This is a genomic window from Dyella ginsengisoli LA-4 (assembly GCF_000334915.1).
GTDB classification, from domain to species: domain Bacteria; phylum Pseudomonadota; class Gammaproteobacteria; order Xanthomonadales; family Rhodanobacteraceae; genus Dyella_A; species Dyella_A ginsengisoli_A.
On record NZ_AMSF01000058.1, the window covers coordinates 1 to 19430 of the forward strand.

Genomic DNA, 19430 nt, shown 5'->3' on the forward strand with positions numbered 1-19430 from the left:
CCCCCCGAGGCACTCCAGCCGCTGCCGCCGACGAAGGCGACCAGGGCGGGGGCATAGACCGGGCGCGGGCCACGCGGCCCCGGGATCCAGCCCCAGCGGTCACGCACGTAGACCCAGCGGCCGTAGTGATACGGCGCGAACCCCCAGGGAGCGTCGTCGATCCAGGTCCAGCCCCACGGGGCCACGTAAGCCCAGTGCCCGAAGCGGTAGGGCGCCCAGCCGGCGTCGACGTCGCTGGGATACCAGACTTCGCCGTACTGGTCGTCGTCTTGCCAGCGGCCATAATCGTCGAGATCCTGGTAGCCGATCACCTGTTCGGAGACGTAGCGGCCGCTCTGGGCGTCCGCGTAGCGCTGGTCGCGGTCAGCGCTCCACACGTCGAAGGCGTCCCGGCTGCCGGCGTAGGATTCGTCGACCTGCGCCAGCGAGCTGTCGTCGAAGCGGTAGGTGTGTCCGCCAACCAGCCTGCGGCTGGTCTGGTCGGCGCCGTAGACCGTGGCCTGGCCGTCGAACGCGGTGATCTCGGTGTCGCCGTCGCGCGCGCCGACGTCGACGCGGAACGTTCCCGGCTGATCCACGACCAGGGCCACCCGCGGCGTGTCGATCTCATAGCTCTCGCCGGGTGCCAGCGCGCGTACCGACAGGCTGACGGTGCCGCGCGTCAGCTCGAACTGGGCCACCTGGTCGTCCAGGCGCAACACGCCCAGGTCGGTGTCGCGATCCAGGCGCAGGGCGGCACGGTCCAGTTCCAGTTCCGCCCGTGCGTTGTCACCGGCAGTCAGGCGGTCGCCGCGGGTCAGCGGACGGTTCACCGAGGCGTCGCTCCAGTCCCGTGCGCCGCTGGGCAGGAGGCCGATGTCGCCGGCGAGGTAGGACAGGCGGGCGACGCGATCGGGTGGGTCGGTGTCCGTCGTCTGTGCGCGGGCGATCCCGCCCAGCGCGAACAGGACGGGGAGGATGGCAAGCATCCGCCAGCGGGCGATGGGGGCATGGCGGTCGGACCGTGACTGGCGCATGGACCTCTCCTTGGGACCGGCGATCCGGCAGCGCCCGGATCGTTGCGATGATCAAGCCTTTGTGAAGATGGCTCGTCCGCATTATGGGTGGGCCGCCGTCGACTTCATGGGCCGAAGGACCCGGCAGGCGACATCGGTTCAGCCTGCTGCCATGTGCGGTTCACCCGGCGTTCGGCGCGGACGCCTTCCCCCGGCTGGCGTTGGCGGTTACCATCCGACGCCGATGCGGGTGTAGCTCAATGGTAGAGCTGTAGCTTCCCAAGCTACTGACGAGGGTTCGATTCCCTTCACCCGCTCCACTGCATCATTCTGCGGACTTCCGCAGAAGTCCAAGAGAGTCTGCAAGTCATTGCTCCACAAAGACTTTTCCTCTCTTTGACGTTCTGCCGTGGTCCACTGCGATCCGCCTACAGCCGGGACTTTTAAGTCCACAAACAAGTCCATTTTTGCGGGCGCGGCTGATTCCGGATTGTTGATGGAGGGGCGAGGTCGACGTGACCAGCATCTGGTTCCTGACTCATGTTCAGGAGCAAGAGCATGGCACTCTCAGACCTGGCCGTTCGGCAGGCCAAGGCAACTGGCAAGGCATACACCCTCCCTGACTTGGATGGCCTCTCCCTGGCCGTCACGGCTGCAGGGGGCAGGACTTGGCACTTCCGCTACTACTGGGCGGGCAAGCAGAAGCGGATGTCGCTCGGCACCTACCCGGAGGTGACGCTTCGCGAGGCCCGCAGCCTGCGCGACGAAGCGCGCGCCCTGCTGGCCAAAGGCACCAATCCTCGCGTTCACCGCAAGCAGAAGCGCACCGCTGTCCGGCTCGCCGACGAAAACACCTTCGAGGCGGTGTATCGCAAGTGGCTCAAGCATCGCGGGCTCAGCCTCAAGGAAGGCCGGCAGACGACCCTTTCGATACTTCCGCGCATCTTCGACAAGGATGTGCTGCCCGCCTTGGGCAAGCGGTCGGTCTATGAGATCAAGCGTCCCGACCTCTTGGAGGTGATTGCCAAGATCGAGAAGCGCAGGGCGCTCTCCGTCGCCGAGAAAGTCAGGACGTGGTTCAACCAACTGTTCCGCTACGCGCTGGTGATCGTGCCGGGCCTGGAGCAGAACCCTGCCTCCGATCTCGATGTGGTGGCGCTGCCGCTGCCACCCGTCAACCACAACCCGTTCCTGCGCATGGCCGAGCTGCCGACGCTGTTGCAGCGGCTGCGCAGCTATCGCGGCAGGCGGCAGACCCAGCTCGGGCTGCGGCTGTTGCTGCTGACCGGCGTGCGAACCGGCGAGCTGCGACAGGCGATGCCGGATCAATTCGATCTGGACCGTGGGTTGTGGATCATCCCGCCCGACGTCGTGAAGCAACTCCAGTTGGATATGCGCAAGAAGCGGCAGCAGCCGAAGGACATCCCGCCCTACATCGTGCCTTTGTCGATTCAGGCCATGGAGATCGTCCGGCACCTGCTGGATGAGTTCAAGCCGGCCCAGCGCCACCTGTTCCGGCACGACAGCGACTTGAAGAAGCGCATCAGCGAGAACACGCTCAATGGTGCGCTCAAGCGCATGGGCTATCAGGAACGCCTGACCGGACACGGCATCCGCGGCACGATGTCCACTGCGCTCAACGAGATCGGCTACCCGAAGGTCTGGGTGGATGCACAGCTCTCGCATGTCGATCCCAACAAGGTCAGCGCGACCTACAACCATGCCGAGTACGTGGAGCAGCGTCGCCGCATGATGCAGGACTGGGCCGATCGGCTCGACCTCTTCGAGCAGAACCAGGTCGAGGCAGCCAGCATGCCGCTCACCGTGCATCTGGAAGGCGTGCCCGCGTTCCCGAGTGAGCAAACCGCAAGCGCGCCCTCCACGCCGGTTGCCGCTTCGCCAATCCTGCTGGTGACGAAGCCGGGTGACGCCATGCCGTTGGTTTCTGCCGCCGCACATCGGCTGCCGGCGGTTCCGCCCCCTCGATCGGCCGCGCCGCTGGTGCCTTCGGACATTCAGCGCGAGAGGATGGAACTGTTCGATGTCTTCGAGGCGCCGCACAACCTTCCCGTCGCGGCGTTTGCCAAGATGGCAGGCAAATCCCGCAGGTGGATCAGCTACGAGATCAAGGCGGGCAACTTGCTGGCGTTGAACGTAGGCAACCGCGGCCAGCGCGTGCCGGACTGGCACCTCGATCCACTCAAGCACGAGCTGATCCAGTCCGTCCTGAAGCTGACCAGGGGTGCGGACCCCTGGCAGATCTACCATGCACTGCTGCAACCGCGCTCGATGCTGCGGGGGCGTTCGGCACTGGAGGGCGTGACGGCCGGCAATCTCGACAAGCTCGTCATGGCCGTGAGCACAGCCGTGAAGGAAAGCGAATGGACCCTGCCGCGAGTCGTGGTTGCCTAGCAGCAGGAATGCGGGATCGTGGCGAAACCGCGATCCCGGCGTATCTGTCAGGACACCAAGCGCGCGCGGCGGGCGAATCTTGCCTGGGTGTCCGACAAGGAAGCGTTGCGGCGCAGCAGGTAAGCCATCACGATCGTTGGTGCGCCGGCCAGCGGCCGCACGGCGATGCCTCGGCGTAGGTAGCTCGCCAGTCTCGCGGCAGGCGCAATGGCGATCCCGTACCCGGCGGCAACCAGCGTCATCGCCACATCGAATGTCTCCACCGTTTGCTCTCGCTCTTGCAGCGCGTTTTCGAACACACGCTGCACGGTCATGCGCCATGGTTCATCGGCCGTGGACTGCGAGCAGATCAAGGGCTGCTTGAGCACTTCACCGCACGGCACTTCACGGTAGGCCAGCAGGTGGGAGCGCTTGGCCACGGCGACCGCCAGCGTGTCATGCCACAGCGGTTCGCATACCCAGCCAGGCCACTGCCGGGAAACCGCAGACAAGGCGAAGTCGAAGCCGTCGTCCGGCAGCTCCGCGCCTCGACCGGGATCTGTCCAGCCGGCCAGGACGGCATGAGTCTCCGGCTCTTCGGCACGCTGCAGGGCGAGCACGTCGGCGAGCTGGGGAGGCACCCATTCGCCGAGGACGGCCATGCGAATTTCGGCGGTGATGTCACTCGATTCCACGTCCAGCTCCCCCCAGGCGGTGAACTCGTGGCAACTGATCTCGAAGCCGTTGAATGAGTTAAGTTTAACGTGGTTTAAATCGTGACCGTGTTCGACGCTCTTGGCAATGCCAAAGCGTTCGATCCAAAGGGGCCGCCCCACCGGCACCACTACCTACGAAGCGGAACCAGCCATCGCGTTTGGGGCTGCCGTGCGGGAAGAAAGAACCAACCAGGGCATCGCTCAGGAAACGCTGGCCCACATGGCCGGCATCGAACGGTCGCACATGGGCAAGATCGAGCGCGGCGAGCACGTCCCCACGCTCCCTCTCATCCTCAAGATCGCCCGTGCGCTGAAATGCAGTTCCGCCCACTTGATGACTCTGACCGAAGCCAAGCTGGCGGAGTCGGCCCCATCCGCAGATTGAAGCCGGCCCGCACAGCGGTCGCATGCCTACGCCTGATCGTCGTCCTTGGCCCCAAGGGCTGAATCTTCGCGCTTTGCGGCCTCGTTGAGGAGCCGCAGGTATGGGTTGTCTGGCGGCGTCTCCTGGAACAGCGCATCCGGGCTGACGAGCAGGTAGCCGTGCAGCCGGCGCGACTTGCGCGGCCCCGTGACTTCGCAGGTCCAGATGTTCAGCCCGCTCGGCTGCTTGCGGTGCTGTCCCAACTTCTCGAAGCGCTTCTGCACCCACTGCCACCCCTCCAGCTTCTCCTGCTTGGCCAGCGCGGCGACTTGAAGGTACTCCTGCGCGTAGCGCTGGAACACGCCGGGGCTGACGAGGTAGGTCGTACCGGCGACGGTATGCACCAGGGCCTTGGCGTCGTTGATGATGAGCTTGCGCGTCTGGATGCTCTGACGCAGCCAGGCCATGAAGTGCGCCCCGGAGGGCTCCGCGCGATCCTGGGAAGACGCGAGGCTCATCTGCGGCGGGGGCATGGTCGAAGGGGCCGGCTCGGGCTCGGCAACAGGGGAACTCGGGATCTCCGGTGTCGCGGGTGGAGCGGTGTCGCCCAGCAGGTCGAGCAGCGCGGCCACGCCGGCATCCGTGGCTGTGGATGCGATCGGCGCCGCGCTCGCGGATGCAGCTTCGATGCCTTCGGCGCGCGGCCCATCGGCCACCGCCGGCGCCTGCGGCTCCGCCTGTTCCTCCTCGACCTGCACACGGCCTGCGAACGGCGCCGGCCGGTCAGCGGCATCCCAGATCATCGCCGGCGAGAGTTTCAGGAAGGTGAAGGCGTGCGACCAGCCGGCGTCGCTGGTGACGGTAGCCTTCCAGATCGCCTTGCCATCCGGCGTCGGTTGCACGATGCCGTGATCCTGCAGCACGTTGAACACCGCCGTGTTGCTCGCCGGGATGCCGTCGATGCCCTGCGACAGCAGATGGGCGCGCAGCTTGTCGGAGACGGTCTTGCTCACCAGCCACAAGGCGTCTTGGGTCAGCCAACCGTCCGCCGGACCGGCCTGGTTCAACTTGAATTCTTCCTTGAGCAGGTAGCGCAAGCCGTCGAGCAATTTGCGTTGCAGCGCATGCTTGGGCGCCGCCAGCGCCTTGCTGGGATCGCCGCCGAGTTCCTGGGCGACCGATGCCTGGTCGGCCTGCACGACCAGTTCGCCGAGCGTGCCGGCGTGCTCGTACTGGCCGGCCAGCACGTACAGCAGCGCGGCCCAGAGGTCGGGATAGCCGCTGAGCCAGTCGAAGATGTCCCGGTCGAGAAGGCGCGCGTAGAGCAGCCCGGTGGCGGCGCTGTGCAGGCGGTACTCGCGCTCCTTTCGGTAACGGAAGCGGTAGGGCTTTCGCAGCGGGCCGTGCCAGGGATGCCAGACGCTGCCGTCGGCATGTTCGACGTGCAGATCGACCGCAATCTTGCCGATGTCGTGCAGCAGGGCCGCGTAGGCCGTGCCTGCGGTCCAGGCTTCGGCCTGGGCCGCCTGTGCCTCCGGCGTGACGCCCGCAGGCAGCAGGTATGACTGCCGCAGCTTCAGCGCATAGGCGACGATCTCCAGACCGTGGTCCAGCATGCCGCCCGGATAGGCGTGGTGGTGGTTCTCGGAGGCCGGGAACTGCTGGACCAGCTCGGCGTAGCGCTCCAGTGGGGCGAGGTAGAGCGCGGCGAACTGTCGGCGTGAGAGCGATGTGCGCTGCCAGATGTGTTCCAGCAGTTTCTGCCGACGCGGCGTGGTCAGCAGCGATGCGGCCGACTCCGGCCGCATCGCCCCTTTCGGAGTTTCGATGGCGGATGTGGGCGGTGTGCCGGCGGCGGGTGGCACCCTTTTGCGCTGGAACAGCGAGAGCATGGCGAACCCCGGATGACGGGCTGCTCGGGGCGCCTTTTGGCCTTTTCAGGATAGGGCCTTTCCCCTTGGCGCCCTTCCTTTGCCCCTTCCCAGCCCTTTGGCCTTTGTCGGAAGCCTTTGGGTATAGGGCCGCTGCTTCGTGGATGCCACGATGAATGCGGCATGGGGCAATCCCGGCAAGTGGGGCGCTGCGGGATGTTCGTCAGCTCTGGCCCAAGCCGGTGTCGAGGGCGGCGGATTGCGCTGCGAAGTCGTCGGGACGGCGCTTGCGGAAGGTTTCGAGATTGGCGAGCTTCCAGCGCAGTGCCGGCAGTTGCGCGGCGTGCTGGCACTGCACCAGCGACCAGTCCGGTTCTGCGCGCGCCAGCCCGCTCAGAAACTGCTTGTGCGCGGTGTTCAGTCGCTGTGGCAGCTCGCGCCGCATCCTGGCGCGAGCGTCGAGCAGCGTCTCCAGGGAGCAGTCCACTTCGGTCATGCCGACAAAGGCCCGCTCGTACTCGCCGGCGATGTCCTTGTCGTTGCCGAACAGCACTTCGTGGGGCGGCCGGTTGTGGCCCGCCAGATAGATCACGAAGCACTCGACCATGCCGTCGCTGATGTCGCCCGATTCGTAGAGCTGCCACACGTCGAACAGGTCGCGGGGGTGCTGTCGATCCAGCGCGGCCACCAGCTTGCTGGCGTACAGCTCGTCCGGTGCCAGAACCGGCAGCTCGAACTCGACGCCGAACAGATCGCTGGTCTTGGCGCTCAGCGGCCGCCGCTCGACGGGCAGCACGCTGCCGCGGAACACGACGTTGACCTCGATCTTCACCTGGCTGGCGTCGTTCTCGACGATCAGCTTGGTGTCTCCCAGGTCCTTGGCGCGAACCAGGCGTGTCTGCACGCCCAGTGGCGCAACGCGCGCGGCGATGGCGGCCAGCTCCTGGTTGATGGCTTGCAGCGCTTCGTCGCGCGGCGTCTGCCACGGGAGGTACACCACGTCGATGTCCACCGACAGGCGCGGCATGTCCCGCACGAAGAGGTTGATGGCCGTGCCGCCCTTCATGGCGAAGATGTCGTTGGCGAACACGTCGGGCGCGACGGCCAGCAGCAGGCGAACGGTGTCCGCGTAGGTCTTATCCATGAGGTCTCAGGCTCAGCAAGGTGCCGTCATCGAGCCGGCTCATCCAGCGCGTGTTGCTGCCGGTGCGAACCGGGTACTGCTCCAGCAGGGCATCGACGTCCACGAGGCTGGTCTCGCGCGCCCAGGTCAGGAACAGGCGCACGGCCTTCACGCTGGCGCAGCAGGACAGCAGTTGCCCGAGCAAGTCCTTGCGGGGGGAACGCAGTCCATCGAAGAGGTTGCGGGCCTCTTCGAGGCTCTGCTTGACGCCGGCTTCGTACAGCAGCTCCAGCACGGCACGCTCGGGGGCTGCCACCCGCAGATCCTCGGGCAGGCCAGGCGGCGTGGTCAGGGTCTTGCCGGCCAGCGCCGTGTCCGGCCAGTCGAACAGGCGGGCGTGGACGTAGCGGGCCGGAAAGCGCGAAGTGAACCAGGCCGGCAACGCGAAGCGACCGTCGCCCCACAGCACCAGCGCCTCCCGGCTGCCCAGGTTGTGCCGCACCCCCTGCAGGGCCAGGGCGCTCTTGCCGCCGACGTGCAGGCCGGGCACGCGCTGTTGCAGGAACTTCAGCGCACCGTAGACCCCGAACTCATCGTTCGGGAAGGCATAGACGCCATGGGCCAGGCGCACGAGCCACCCGCCGTCGGCATAGTGGGCGGCGAGCTGGGGCGACACCCCGAACTGGCTCAGGGTGGCAAGGTCGAACGGCGCCCCACGGGGGAGTCCCGCCTGCAGTCGCTTGATTACCTGGTGCCGAGAATTTCCATTCATGCTATAAAAATAACACAGAATCCAATCGACCCTAGAGCCATTGCAAGAACGTGCAGGGAAAGTAGCATAAGGTTTGATTTATCGCTCAGAATCTAATCGACCTGCGGCCCGAGCCAACCCGGCTCTGCCGGCCGCAACCCGCCCTCCTGATCGCGGTCTATGCTGGAGGGCAGGCCACGACCGGCCGCTCCGCGAGGTGAGGCACCACTGAAGCCGAGGCATATGAGCATGAGCACCAACACGCACAACGGGCGCTGGAGCCACCGGCTGGGCCGGGGGGCTGGCCGTGCCTGGCGTGGATACCTCCGCCGCGAGCAGCGTGTCGCCGGCTGGCTGGTGACGCGCGGGGTACCCGCGGGCGCGGCGACGGCGGTGCTCTGGATCGTCAAGCTGGCCGTACTTGGCATGCTGCTATACACCGTATCCTGGCTCGTCCTGCTGCTGGCCTTTGCGGTGGTCGCCGCATGGCTCGCGCGGAACGCCGACGAGGACGACGAGAAGCAGCCGGAACTTAGAGACGGACACTCGGGCGTCGGCCTGTACGACAAAGATGACTGGCGGATCGACATGGGCGATCCCGACGAGCCGTAGCTGCCGCATCAACGCGAGAGAGTGCTCCTTACTTCGCAGCACCTTTCGATACAGCCGTCATCGCAAGGCGAGAGCCACTACCCCCAGCCGACTTCGCATCGGACGTGCCAGTGATAAGACCGCCCAGGAAGTTTCCGGCGCGAACGCCTGCCCATCCGAGTGCCATGACCCAGAACGTCGGCAACACGATGAACATCGTTGCCATGACGAAGTTCAGCAGCATGTCACCGAACGCATTGTTCAGGCCGATCAATGGGTCGAAGTTGGCGTGCGGCCTGTCCGCGCCAAACCCCCAGCCGTAGAGCGCATCCAGGATCGTGCTGTCGATCCAGCGCGCGAGCTGGAACCAGAAGTCCACGAAGAACAGCGCGAACTGGACGCAGCTCACCGTCACCACCGTCTTCAGGTCGTAGGTGCCGATCAGCAGCACCAGTGGGATGCAGATGACGAGCGCCATCTTGAGCATGGTCAGCACCATCGGCAGCGCCTGGCGCACCACGTCCATTGCCGGAAAAAAGCCCAGCGAGCCGACGGTCAACCCCAGGTCGCTCGCGCCGCGCGTGACGACGTTCGGCAGCGTCTTGTCGATCTGGCCGCCGTAGTCGGTGTAGACGGCGCCCTGGTTCATCTTCTGCTGCCTCGGTGAGACCACGGCGCGGATCACCGAGTCATTGACCTCGCTCTGCGACAGGAATCCCACCCAGCGCCCGATGCGGGTCAGCAGGTCCGGGTCGACCTGTGCCAGCAGCCGGCTGCGCAGTCCCTGGCCGCCATCGGCCCACCACTGCCGGCAGGATGGATAGCCGCCGCCGCTGCCCACCTGTGCCAGCCCCGCATCGCGGGTCGCGTCGTAGGGCCAGGCCGTGCGTGGGGTCTTGGCGCGATAGGTGTCATAGAAGCCGGGCGTGTCGAGGAAGTAACTCGATCCGATCCAGGTGACGTCGTTCATCTGCTCGTCGGAGAGCGTCGGCCGGTTCATGAACAGCTTGGCGCGCGACGGCCCGTAGCAGTCGTGCGTGAAGTCGGCGACCTCCTGTGCCAGCACCGGATCGTCGATGCGCGTGGCATCCACATCCATGCGAATCTGACGCAGGTCCGTGCCGCAGGGAATCGCCGCCACCGCGGAGCCCGTCACGGCTTTCGACAGCGCGTGCATGAAGAACCACCACACCGGCACCAGCGCGCTCTGGTCGTTGAGCGCCGTGTAGACGTTGGACCAGCCCGTGTCGTTGGGCAGCGGGACACTGACCTGGCATTGCGCGGAGCGCGTGGTGTCGAACCTGATCGTGGCGAGATCCACCGGGATGAACGGGATGCCGGCGAACATGATGACCACGATCGCCACCCACACCCGGTTCTCGATGCGCATCGACGACAGCACGCCCTTGTTGCCTTCGTCCGCACCTTCGCTGCGGGCCTTGAGCCACTCCTGGATCACGATGGCCACGAACGGCAGCGCGAACACGCCGCTGGCCACGAGGATGCTCCAGATGCCGTTGTTGACCACCCAAGCCACCAGGGTCAGGTAATACTCCAAGTAGTCCGTGGTGTAGAGCGTCATGCCTGCCTCCCGGTCTCAGCCGTGCCGCAGCAGCTGGCTGGCTTCCAGCGCGACCACGGCGATGACGGCCGCGATCTCCGTGCGCAGCAGGCGCTGATGCGTCTCGCGGGACGGCTCCCGCCGCAACAGGCGCCGACGCATCCACCACCAGCCGTAAGCCGTCGCTCCGTAGAGGCACAGACGCCACACGAAGAAGTGGCCGGCGTGCGCCTGCAGCCAGTGCTGCCAGCCCTCGACGCCGCCGACCACGTGGATGCCGGCGATGTTCACCGCCACCGCGGCGGCGACCACCAGCAAGGTCCACAGCAGCGCCACGCTGACGCGGCGGTTGAACAGCCATGGCAGCCGCAGCCAGGCGAGCCGGCTCATGGCGTACCGCTCCGCGGCTTCTGGACTTCCCGCAGACGGTCGCGCGTGGTGTCGCCCTCGAAGACGCCGCGCGAGCCGGCAGCGCGGGTACTGTGGCGCTGGATGATCGCCATCGCCGAGTTGCCGGCCAGCGTGCGGCGCAGCTCCAGCTCGGTCTTGAGGTTGTTGATCTCCTGCTCCAGCGCGCTGTTCTCCTGGTCCACCGCCTGCACGGCGAGCTCGTTGGCGGCGACGTTCGGCTCCTTCTTGCCGGTCAGCAACGTGCGTTGCAGCAGCAAGGCCTTCTCCAGCACGCTGGACAGCGCAGCCTCGGACGCGAGGCGCCGGCCCAGCACGTCCTGGTCGGGCTCGTCACGCAGGGCCTCGATCACGCCGCGGGTGATCGGCAGCGAGCTGCTGCCGGCCGCGTCGAGATTGGCCAGTGTCGTCGGCCGGGCGCCCGTCACCAGTTCCTGCAACACCTGCAGCTTGGTCTCGTACTCTTCCTGGATCACTGGCGTGAGCCCGACGCCAGGCGTGGTCTGGGTCTTCGTGCAGTTTTCGCAGGTGCGTTGCTCGCGTTCGCCCAGCACGCGGTTCGCAAAGGCCGCGGCCGCGCCAGGCGACGACCAGGTCTGGCAGGTCAGGCGGTTGCCGCAGGCGCTGCGCGCGATCGACGAGGTATCGGTGGCGCTGCGCCCGTTGAGCAGGTTGTAGCCCGCGCGCGTCACGTCGCCGACCACCTTGATCGAACTCTGGCCGGAGCCGCCCGCGTTGCCGCCGCCGACCCAGGGCACGCCGTTGTTCCCTTTGTTGGACTCGGCCTGCTCGATGGCGGAGACGGCATCGGTGCTGCTGACCGCATCCCGCAGCGCCATCCCTTCGGCGAGCTGGTCCCAGCCGGCCTGGCCGCCGGCCATGTCCGCCATACGATTGGCGATGGCGCGGCAGGTCATCTTCGAGCGGTCGAAATCCAGGCGCGCCTGCAGGATGCCGTTGGTGAGCAGGTTGTACAGGCCCGGGTCGGCGCGCTGGATGATCAGGGCCGGCAGCGAGGCCACGGCGCTGGTGGCGTTCTGGATCACGTTGCTCATGATCGTTTGGAAGCCGTTGGTGATGCCGTTGAGCTGGTTCTGCAGCGTCGTGGTGATGCTCATGTCGCCGCAGATCAGGTTGCTGTTCCAGCCGACGCCGACGCCGATGCTCTGCATGTTGCCGGCACCACCCATCGACACGGCCCGGCCGCCGCCGATGCTGTAGAGCACGTCGTCGCCGATCACGCTGCCGCTGACGTTCACGCCATTGGGATCGATGCGCGTCTGCCCCCAGGCGACGCCGACGACCAGCGTGATGGCCGCCACGAGCAGCGTGGCCCCCAGGGGCGATTTCGCGCGGCGGAGGAAGTCAGAGAGGGAGGCGTTCATCGTGGGTTCCTCACATGAAATCGACGCTGCCGAGGAAGACCTGGCCACGGCGCCGGCAGCAGGAGTACGGCCGCCACAAGGCCCAGGCGTAGTCGCCCTGCTGGGCCTGCACGCGGGTGCGGCTGTGCGGGAAGACCACGCAACTGTTCGAGAGCGTGGGCGTCAGCTCCTGCCACTTGCCCGTCGAGGCGTCGGTCTCCATCAACGCGCCGGCCGGCCAGTACCCGTCGCGGGCGTTGACCAGCAGGGGCTGGTACACGTGAATCTGGTTGCGGCGCGTCACGATGTCGCCCGCGCGCTGCGCGACCACGGCGCCGCTCTTGTGATCGTCGGTCTGGTGCAGGAAGCCACCGCGGGGATACACGTTGCCCCAGAGGTTCAGGCTGGTGCGCGTACCGATTTCGCGCCGGCCAGGGATGAGCGCTTCGGGGTAGAACGCTTCCGGGATGTTGTAGCGCCAGGCGATCGTGTCGAGCGTGCTCAGCAGATACGGCATGAAGGCCGTGCCAGCGCCTTCGCAGGTGTAGCCGGAGGCGCTGGCGAACTGGCTGAACACCATCCCGGCCGGATGGCCGATGACATCGGCGTTCTTGAACTTGGCGAGGTTGTTCTCGTTGTCGTGATTGGTCGTGCCGTCACCGCCAGCCTTGGCACTCGGGTTGGGCATGCTCATCGCCCTGACTTCCAGCCACGGGTTTTCGCCAGTGTTCGAGTAGCTCGACACCACCGCATCGGGGACGTAGTGGCGCACCTTGACGGAGGTGCGAACCGAGCAACCGAAGGGCGTGCAGTACAGCCAGTAGCAGATTCCGACCACGCGGTATTCGAGGCAGTCGGGGGACAGCGCCGACGAGACGATGGTGGCGGTGTCCAGGGCGAACGTCGACGTGGCCGTGCTCAGCAGCAGCGAGGCGACGGTGGCGCGCAGGCGCCGGGATGCCAGCAGGAGGCTCATGGCTGCGTGCTCCGGTAGGCGTTGATGCGCGCGACGGCGCGGGGCACGTCGGGCTCGCCGTAGACCACGTAGCGTCGATCGACCACCACGGCGGGAATCTTGGCGATGCCCAGTCCCCAGGCATCCGCGACACCTTGGTAGGCGTGGCCGATGCGGCGTTGAAGGGCCTCGCCGCCGTCATGCAACCGCTGCCGCACCAGGGCTGCAGCCTGTTGCGGGTCGGCCGGTAGGTGCGCGGCGAGTTCGACCTCGATGCGCGTGGCCTGGTCCAGCTCGATGATCCGCACGCCGGCTGGAGCCTGCACCGGATGACGGCTGTCGGTGACGACGAGCACGTCGGCTGCTGCAGTCTGGGTAAACATGAACAGCACTGCCCACAGTCCGGGCGCAATGCTGATGGTCGGCAGCCGGGGCGAAGCCTTGAAGACGGGGGCCGGCATATCGGGCGTCCTTGGAGTCGATCAAAGTCACAGTCGACTTCAAGTGCCGATCTAGCGCGACAAAGAAACCGCATCCGGCCCCTGCCGGTTTCATACCCTATGCCGTTGTGAGCGTTGTGATTGCCTCCTGTCGGAGGCGGAGATCAGGTGCGGGACGCTGAGGTGCCCGCGAACCCAAGAAACGCATGCTGTAAGCGAATCGGCATCGACGGCTTGGAGCGTGCATGTAGGCTCTGCCAAGTCCCGTCACTGATGTCGCTCGGGGCGAGGCGATCTACCGAGCGCGAAACTCTTCTCAAGTAAGCGTTGACGCCATCCGCGGATTCCGAAGGAGCGCCGGCAAGAACGTACCCCACCATGAAGCCGATAGCATGGTTCTCGCCGTACTTCTCCTGGATGAATCGATCCATGCCCTCGACGACGTACTCTCGACACAAGTGAGTGTCCGACCCGGCGATTCGTTTGCATTCGATGATCGCGTGCGGATCATGCTCCTGCGTGCGCAAGAAAATTTCGACGAACGCCAGCGGGATGTCGGTACGTCCGTCTGGCAGCATCACGTTGCTTTTGGATCGCGATTCCGTGCCAGGCAGCACCATGATCTGCTTCCACGGGGAGTTCTTCAGCGCAATGCGCATCCCGTCCCGCAGGCGCTCGGTCATGATTACCTCTCCAGCGTTGGCATTCACGTCCTCGGCTGCGCATGCTCGCTGCCAACCTGCGGCCAGTGTCAGCAGAATGACCGCCACAACCTCGGGCTCAAGTTCAATGAACTCTCTGCCCAGTGCAGGAGGTGCCTCATAGGGGATCCTCAAACTTTGCCCCCTGAAAAGCTCTCCGCGACCACTGCATCGGCATCTTCCAGTGCCGCTATGCCCATCCAGTAGCGCCGCGCTGCTGGCTTGATGATCACGACTTCGTTGCGTCCGTGTACTCGCAATTCCCGCTCTGCACTGAGCGCGGTCGCAATCTTGACTTTCAGGCGCCTGCCGATACGTGCCAGTACTTCACCCAATTCGCCTTGTGGTGCCACGACGCTCACGCTCGCATTACCCGGCCCTTCTTCCAAGACAAAGCGCACGACGCGCAAGGCCGAACTGCTTGGCAAGTCGAGCACTTCGGCGCGCATGTGCCGCTTATTGCGAACGGAAAGCCAATCCTCGATAACGGACAGGAACGTCTTGGCATACGCCGTGACCTCAGTACGACTGTCCGATGGCTCCACGGATGATTCGCGGCCGGTTTCCCATTGCCACCCGGCGCGAAGGAGGCCGTCTCGAATGACAGTTCGGTCGGCATCGTTCAGTTCGTACAGATCGAAGACAGCTTCGTCCAGTTCAGCCCATCCCCTCTCGTCGGTGCCGTTGGCGCGCAGATTCTTCTCAATCTGCAGCAGGCGCTGGCCAGCCTCAGATTTCACTGCGCTCGTGAAATTAGGCACCGGTAGGAAGCTGAGGTCGCGAGCCAGCAGCTTCCTCTTGTAGATTCCAAACTCTGCAGCGGTCAGATAGAAGAACCATGTCGCAAAAGCAGAACTCAACACGGTGGCAAGCAAATGTGCCGTCCGCGTGTGCCCTCTCGGAAGAGACACTGCGAAGTATGAGTTCGTGAAGACGAGATCCCGCTCGGAGACGGCCGCCAAGACGCGTGGACTCCCCAGAAGCATTTCCTTCACGATGAGAAGCGGGGCTTGATATATCTCCCGCGATCGTGGCCATTGTGCCTTCGATTGGCTGAAAGTCGGCAAATCAGCGGGAATGTTGAAGTGCTGCATGTCTTTGACTTGCAGTACATCCAATCCTTTTAGCGGGCGAGCATCGCGCGTCTGATTCTCTGGGGCCCCGCGAATCAATCCAACCTGGAAGGTAGTGTCGAGTAATGAGAGTTGCTCGCCCAGATTTCTGTGGGCCGAAGTCAAGTCATCCAGCAATAGGAGGTCACGGCGCCGGCCAACGGCTGCTGCCTTGAGCTTCAACGGCTGTTCTTGGATTTCGTCGAGTGTCAAAGTGATGACGTCACTCGGCGCCACCTCGAACGAATGAGTCCTTGCACCGCTGGGCGTCCACGGGATCTGAACGACCGTGACCTGATCCGTTCGCTGCTTCGGTCGATGACGGGCAAAGAGAACCACTGCGGGCATGGCCGCTGTCGCGAAGAGCCAACTGCACAAATTGGACAGATTTACCAAGGTGATCGGAGCCACGGCTCGCATCACATGCTGAGCTGCTGCCATGCCGGTGCCGCTGCGGCTGAAGAACGGCATCGCGCTAAGAATGATGCCGAAACGGGTCTTCTCATGTGAGAACTCCGCCGCTCGCAACACGAAATCCAAGCCTTCACCGCGCGGTTGCGCAGGTACGCCCGCAACCCTGGTCTTGCGCCGCGCTTCGGTTCCTGTCTGCCCCCTAAAGCTCCAAGGGGGATTGCCCACGATAAGGTCGAACTGCTTCAGCCCTGTCGGCGTCGCCAGCACGGCCTTGCCATCTCCATCACGTTCGACAGTACGAGCGTCACCGACGAGCAATGTCCTGCCGATCAATGGCTGGAACTTCAGGGACTGCGGTGGTTGCGGGTCAGGGTCCAGCTCAAGCGCAGCCAGGTACAGGCTGAACGCAGCGACGCGAATCGCGGCTTCGCTAATGTCTACGCCATACACCTGCCCGTAGAGCGTCGAGCGGATCAGCTCCCTCGTGGGCGGCTGACCTTGCGAGCGAAGATGAACCAAGCGCCGCAGCGCTTCGACCAGGAAGACACCGGAGCCGCACGTCAAATCCAGCACCGACTCCCGTCCAGATAGACCATCCATGACCTCATCGAGGACCAGCGAGACGACGGACAGTCGCGTGTAGTGCACGCCGTTTCGCAACGCTTCTGTGCGCTTTCCTCCAGTCTGCGGCTCAGCATGTGCAAACTGCTCGTAGATCGAGCTGATGAGCTCGACCGGAATCACGTCGAACTGGTACGGGAAGAAGCTGAGTTGCCCGCTTTCAGGATCGACAGCCTCCAGGAACTCCGCAACCCGCGTCAAATGGTGAGCTGCTGGTGTCGTTTTCACCGACGAGGGCGGAAACATATCGCCGTTGAAGGTCTGGGCCAGCCATGCGAACAGCTTGCTGGTCGCTGGCCGGTCGCGCAGGATCGCCGGCAACGCCGTGCGGCCGCATACCCGCTTCAACCGCGCCGCACTGACGATCTCGCGGTCAATCAGGTACTGGGTGAAGATCACGCGCCCAATCAAGGCCTGCGCCGCATCGCGCGCGAGATTGCCTGCGACCAAATCGCGTTCGAGACATCCAAGGTCAGACAGGAGCTTCTGATCGACGCTGGTCTTGCGATCGATGGCCGGCACCTGGGCCCAGAATTGGCCCGTCTCGATCGCCAGTCGGCCGGCCAACTCGTCCAGTTCATGAAGCGAACCTTCGATGTTCTCGAAACGCCGAATCAAATGTCTCTGGGCATCGCCTTCTTTCGCGGGTGTGCCGAAACCGTTGTACAGGTCGATACGCTGCGGCGAGATCACCCACAGCAACGGCGCGAACCCCTCGTTCCAGACCTCTCGTCGCCACTGGCTGACCAGATCGTCTGCAGGCGCGCTTTGCTCAAACTTGAAGTAGACGGTCAACGACGACGCGCTGCGCCACAATGCGTCCGGAACAAAAACGCGGCCGTGGCGCGAGGACTGCGCCTCGGCCCCCAACCGAAGACCGGGCGCGGGTTGCCCGTCCGGCAGGTAGCCGGTTGCGGCGAGCACCTGTTCCAGCGTGGCAGTGTTCACGCCCTACTCCGGATAGCTTCGGGTGGAAACGGCAACGCTGCCTGGCTCGGCGTCGGGACGATCGGCAGCATGTGCTGCTGAAGCCGCATGATCAACGGATCGAGCGGGATGACGAGAGTCGGTTGCGTCGGCGCCGGTCCAATCCCCTCGGGGCCGATATCGCACAGGGTCGCCGAAGTGGCCGTCACGAACGCCACGGACCCATTCAGCGCCAATGCGCTACTCGTGCCCAGCAACCGAAAGAGCGCGTCAACGCCGACGCTGACGGTGGCGATGTGCACTCCCAACGAGCTGACCAACTCATTGGTAACGGCCAAGCCTAGGAGATCCGCGAAGGTGAATCGGGCAGCCTTCCCGGTCTTGGACGCCAAGTAGGGCACGGTCTTGCGCCAATGCCGCACCGTTTCGACGGACACGCCGGTTAGCGTGCGCATCTGGTCCTGAGTGTACTGGATGGCGGTGACGGCAGACATTCGCGTTGCTGGCAACTAGAAAATATGCAGATTCTGCCATGCAAAGGTGTGCTTCTCAACAGGTAAAGGCCGGTTCAGCCGCCTATCCCACAAGCCTTCCAAGCTTCCGAAAGTCGCGACCATCAGAGCGCATCGCGAACGTGTGGATAGGGGCAAGACGCAAGGCGCCCCCGGAAGGGGCGCCTGCGGACTACAACAAGCCGGCTTCGGCGAACGAGTACGGGCTGCCCTTGCCGACGATGAAGTGATCCAGCACCCGGACATCGACGGTGGCCAGGGCGCTCTTCAGCCGCTCGGTGATCACACGATCAGCGGCCGAGGGCTCGGTGTTCCCCGAGGGATGCTGATGCGCCAGGATCAGCGCCGAAGCGTTGAGCGCCAGCGCACGCTGGACCACCACCCTCGGATACACCGAAGTCTGGTCGACCGTGCCCTTGAACAGCGGCTCGTAGGCGAGCACCTGGTGCTGGTTGTCGAGAAACACGACGGCGAAGATTTCGTTCGGCTCCGCGACCAGTTTCAGGCGCAGGTAGTCGCGCACGGCGGCGGGACTGCCCAGCGCCGGACCGGCCTTGAACACGCGGTTCTCCAGCAGGGTGATGGCCTGCTGGATGATCCAGTCTTCGTGCTGGGCGGCGATCAGGGTGAGCGACTCCGGGCGGGAGTCGGCGATGGCAAGAGACATGGCGAACCTCCAATGGATGAGATCGGAGGGCGCCTGCCCCAGGAGGGCAAACCCTCCGGGGGACGATGGGGATGGAACAGGTGACGAGCGGGCATCCACCACCGCGGATGCGGTGGCTGTTCGCGTCAAGGGATGCGATGCGAACGGGTTTCGATCAACGCGGACAAGCCGCGCCGCAGCCTTGAAGATCGATGGCTACCTGGGCATGTCACCGGCAACGCCGGCGGGCATGTCTGGGGAATGGGCGGGTTCGGCTACGGTCGTGCTGCCGGCGGCGAGCAGGTCGATGGCCGACAGCAAGGCATCGCCTTCGACGGGACCGTGCAGCAGGAGGGTCTTGCCGGACTCGCGGTCGCGCAGTTGCAGGGCCGGCGTGGCCGCGATGCCCTGCTGTGCTGCTTCCGCCGCCTGGGCACGGATGACGGCATCGGGGCGCTCGCTGTCGAGACAACCCTGCATGGCCGGCGTGAGGTCGGGATAGCGCAGGCCCTCCGGCAGGCCCTGGCCGTCGCCACGGGTGTTTGCGTAGAGCCAGGCCACTGCCTGCCAAAGCGCGGCGTGTCCGCCCGTCTCGCCCGCGCACTCGGCCAGGCGTGCCCCGGCAGTCGCGGCCGGCTCGTGCATGGACAGCGGCAGGTGGTGCCACTGCCAGTTCACCTCGGGATGGGCGTCGATCCAGCGCTTGAGTTCGGGGAAGTAGGCCCGGCAGTACGGACACTCCAGGTCGGCGTAGCCGACCACCGTGAAGCGCGCATCGGCACGGCCATACAGCCAGGGCGGGCCAGCCGGTTTCGGCGCCTCGGACCCGGCGGCGGCCAGGGGCATGGACTCGGTTGCCGGATGCGGGGCGCGCAGCAGCATCCACCAGGCAACCGCAATCGTCACCACGATCAGCAGACCGATCCAGGGATGACGGCGGGCGAATGAGGGCAGGCGCATCGTGTCG

Annotated in this window: 18 protein-coding genes and 1 tRNA gene; 4 read left to right on the forward strand and 15 right to left on the reverse strand. The window is 65.2% G+C overall.

The window, feature by feature from the left end:
* The coding region (locus C693_RS0113870) for a DUF6600 domain-containing protein (RefSeq protein WP_017462890.1) at positions 1-1016 on the reverse strand (1016 nt) is incomplete at its 3' end.
* Between the two features lie 225 nt (positions 1017-1241).
* Between C693_RS0113870 and C693_RS0113875 the strand changes: the two genes are divergently transcribed.
* Together C693_RS0113875 and C693_RS0113880 are read left to right on the forward strand one after the other, a co-directional pair.
* A tRNA-Gly gene (locus C693_RS0113875) sits at positions 1242-1315 on the forward strand.
* Positions 1316-1553: 238 nt separating this feature from the next.
* Entirely contained in the window at positions 1554-3407 is a 1854-nt protein-coding gene (locus C693_RS0113880) for a tyrosine-type recombinase/integrase (RefSeq protein WP_017462891.1), read from the forward strand.
* Between the two features lie 47 nt (positions 3408-3454).
* Here the strand turns inward: C693_RS0113880 and C693_RS0113885 are convergent, their stop codons facing one another.
* Positions 3455-4081 carry a LysR substrate-binding domain-containing protein gene (locus tag C693_RS0113885; protein WP_017462892.1) on the reverse strand — a complete coding sequence of 209 codons (627 nt, stop codon included), beginning with the start codon at positions 4079-4081 and terminating at the stop codon, positions 3455-3457.
* A 106-nt stretch (positions 4082-4187) separates the two neighbouring features.
* Here C693_RS0113885 and C693_RS0113890 point away from each other — a divergent pair, with 106 nt between their 5' ends.
* On the forward strand, positions 4188-4487 hold the full coding sequence (locus C693_RS0113890) for a helix-turn-helix domain-containing protein (RefSeq protein ID WP_003282197.1): 300 nt from the start codon (positions 4188-4190) through the stop codon (positions 4485-4487).
* 26 nt (positions 4488-4513) lie between these two features.
* Here the strand turns inward: C693_RS0113890 and mobH are convergent, their stop codons facing one another.
* From mobH to C693_RS0113905, 3 genes are all read right to left on the reverse strand, one after another.
* On the reverse strand, positions 4514-6358 hold the full coding sequence (mobH, locus tag C693_RS0113895) for a MobH family relaxase (protein WP_026107423.1): 1845 nt from the start codon (positions 6356-6358) through the stop codon (positions 4514-4516).
* 202 nt (positions 6359-6560) lie between these two features.
* A complete protein-coding gene (locus C693_RS0113900) occupies positions 6561-7481 on the reverse strand; it encodes a nucleotidyl transferase AbiEii/AbiGii toxin family protein (RefSeq protein WP_017462894.1) in 921 nt (306 codons plus the stop codon).
* Positions 7474-8232, reverse strand: coding sequence for a type IV toxin-antitoxin system AbiEi family antitoxin domain-containing protein (locus C693_RS0113905; RefSeq protein ID WP_017462895.1), 759 nt, complete (start codon positions 8230-8232; stop codon positions 7474-7476). The genes C693_RS0113900 and C693_RS0113905 overlap by 8 nt, the downstream gene beginning before the upstream one ends.
* Positions 8233-8460: 228 nt before the next feature.
* On the opposite strand from C693_RS0113905, the gene C693_RS0113910 reads away from it, so the two are divergent.
* Entirely contained in the window at positions 8461-8823 is a 363-nt protein-coding gene (locus C693_RS0113910; protein ID WP_023125135.1) for a DUF3742 family protein, read from the forward strand.
* Positions 8824-8851: 28 nt separating this feature from the next.
* Here C693_RS0113910 and C693_RS0113915 read toward each other — a convergent pair whose 3' ends face one another.
* The 10 genes from C693_RS0113915 to C693_RS0113960 all read right to left on the reverse strand — a co-directional run bounded on the left by C693_RS0113915 (position 8852) and on the right by C693_RS0113960 (position 19423).
* Positions 8852-10384: a conjugal transfer protein TraG N-terminal domain-containing protein gene (locus tag C693_RS0113915; RefSeq protein WP_017462897.1), complete on the reverse strand. Its 1533-nt coding sequence runs from the start codon at positions 10382-10384 to the stop codon at positions 8852-8854.
* Positions 10385-10399: 15 nt separating this feature from the next.
* Positions 10400-10753: a hypothetical protein gene (locus tag C693_RS0113920; protein WP_017462898.1), complete on the reverse strand. Its 354-nt coding sequence runs from the start codon at positions 10751-10753 to the stop codon at positions 10400-10402.
* On the reverse strand, positions 10750-12156 hold the full coding sequence (locus tag C693_RS0113925) for an integrating conjugative element protein (protein ID WP_017462899.1): 1407 nt from the start codon (positions 12154-12156) through the stop codon (positions 10750-10752). The genes C693_RS0113920 and C693_RS0113925 overlap by 4 nt, the downstream gene beginning before the upstream one ends.
* 10 nt (positions 12157-12166) lie before the next feature.
* The gene (locus tag C693_RS0113930) at positions 12167-13111 is read right to left on the reverse strand and encodes a TIGR03756 family integrating conjugative element protein (protein WP_017462900.1); all 945 of its coding nucleotides are present in this window, start codon (positions 13109-13111) and stop codon (positions 12167-12169) included.
* Entirely contained in the window at positions 13108-13551 is a 444-nt protein-coding gene (locus C693_RS0113935) for a TIGR03757 family integrating conjugative element protein (protein WP_016446147.1), read from the reverse strand. The genes C693_RS0113930 and C693_RS0113935 overlap by 4 nt, the downstream gene beginning before the upstream one ends.
* A gap of 143 nt (positions 13552-13694) precedes the next feature.
* Complete coding sequence (locus C693_RS21855) at positions 13695-14213, reverse strand: hypothetical protein (protein WP_017462901.1); 519 nt, start codon at positions 14211-14213, stop codon at positions 13695-13697.
* Between the two features lie 149 nt (positions 14214-14362).
* A complete protein-coding gene (locus tag C693_RS0113945; RefSeq protein WP_017462902.1) occupies positions 14363-17326 on the reverse strand; it encodes an HsdM family class I SAM-dependent methyltransferase in 2964 nt (987 codons plus the stop codon).
* The gene (locus tag C693_RS0113950; protein WP_016446149.1) at positions 17323-17799 is read right to left on the reverse strand and encodes a MerR family transcriptional regulator; all 477 of its coding nucleotides are present in this window, start codon (positions 17797-17799) and stop codon (positions 17323-17325) included. The genes C693_RS0113945 and C693_RS0113950 overlap by 4 nt, the downstream gene beginning before the upstream one ends.
* A 190-nt stretch (positions 17800-17989) precedes the next feature.
* Positions 17990-18484 (reverse strand): RadC family protein, encoded by a 495-nt coding sequence (gene radC, locus C693_RS0113955; RefSeq protein WP_003140985.1) that lies wholly within the window; start codon positions 18482-18484, stop codon positions 17990-17992.
* 195 nt (positions 18485-18679) lie between these two features.
* Positions 18680-19423 (reverse strand): DsbA family protein, encoded by a 744-nt coding sequence (locus tag C693_RS0113960; protein WP_017462903.1) that lies wholly within the window; start codon positions 19421-19423, stop codon positions 18680-18682.
* Positions 19424-19430 lie beyond the last annotated feature (7 nt).

Excerpts from the sequence above, each read along its gene's own strand:
- C693_RS0113880 (WP_017462891.1), top strand. The coding sequence starts at position 1,554 with ATGGCACTCTCAGACCTGGCCGTTCGGCAGGCCAAGGCAACTGGCAAG.
- C693_RS0113890 (WP_003282197.1), top strand. The coding sequence starts at position 4,188 with ATGCCAAAGCGTTCGATCCAAAGGGGCCGCCCCACCGGCACCACTACC.
- mobH (WP_026107423.1), bottom strand. The coding sequence starts at position 6,358 with ATGCTCTCGCTGTTCCAGCGCAAAAGGGTGCCACCCGCCGCCGGCACA.
- C693_RS0113900 (WP_017462894.1), bottom strand. The coding sequence starts at position 7,481 with ATGGATAAGACCTACGCGGACACCGTTCGCCTGCTGCTGGCCGTCGCG.
- C693_RS0113905 (WP_017462895.1), bottom strand. The coding sequence starts at position 8,232 with ATGAATGGAAATTCTCGGCACCAGGTAATCAAGCGACTGCAGGCGGGA.
- C693_RS0113910 (WP_023125135.1), top strand. The coding sequence starts at position 8,461 with ATGAGCACCAACACGCACAACGGGCGCTGGAGCCACCGGCTGGGCCGG.
- C693_RS0113915 (WP_017462897.1), bottom strand. The coding sequence starts at position 10,384 with ATGACGCTCTACACCACGGACTACTTGGAGTATTACCTGACCCTGGTG.
- C693_RS0113920 (WP_017462898.1), bottom strand. The coding sequence starts at position 10,753 with ATGAGCCGGCTCGCCTGGCTGCGGCTGCCATGGCTGTTCAACCGCCGC.
- C693_RS0113925 (WP_017462899.1), bottom strand. The coding sequence starts at position 12,156 with ATGAACGCCTCCCTCTCTGACTTCCTCCGCCGCGCGAAATCGCCCCTG.
- C693_RS0113930 (WP_017462900.1), bottom strand. The coding sequence starts at position 13,111 with ATGAGCCTCCTGCTGGCATCCCGGCGCCTGCGCGCCACCGTCGCCTCG.
- C693_RS0113935 (WP_016446147.1), bottom strand. The coding sequence starts at position 13,551 with ATGCCGGCCCCCGTCTTCAAGGCTTCGCCCCGGCTGCCGACCATCAGC.
- C693_RS21855 (WP_017462901.1), bottom strand. The coding sequence starts at position 14,213 with ATGACCGAGCGCCTGCGGGACGGGATGCGCATTGCGCTGAAGAACTCC.
- C693_RS0113950 (WP_016446149.1), bottom strand. The coding sequence starts at position 17,799 with ATGTCTGCCGTCACCGCCATCCAGTACACTCAGGACCAGATGCGCACG.
- radC (WP_003140985.1), bottom strand. The coding sequence starts at position 18,484 with ATGTCTCTTGCCATCGCCGACTCCCGCCCGGAGTCGCTCACCCTGATC.
- C693_RS0113960 (WP_017462903.1), bottom strand. The coding sequence starts at position 19,423 with ATGCGCCTGCCCTCATTCGCCCGCCGTCATCCCTGGATCGGTCTGCTG.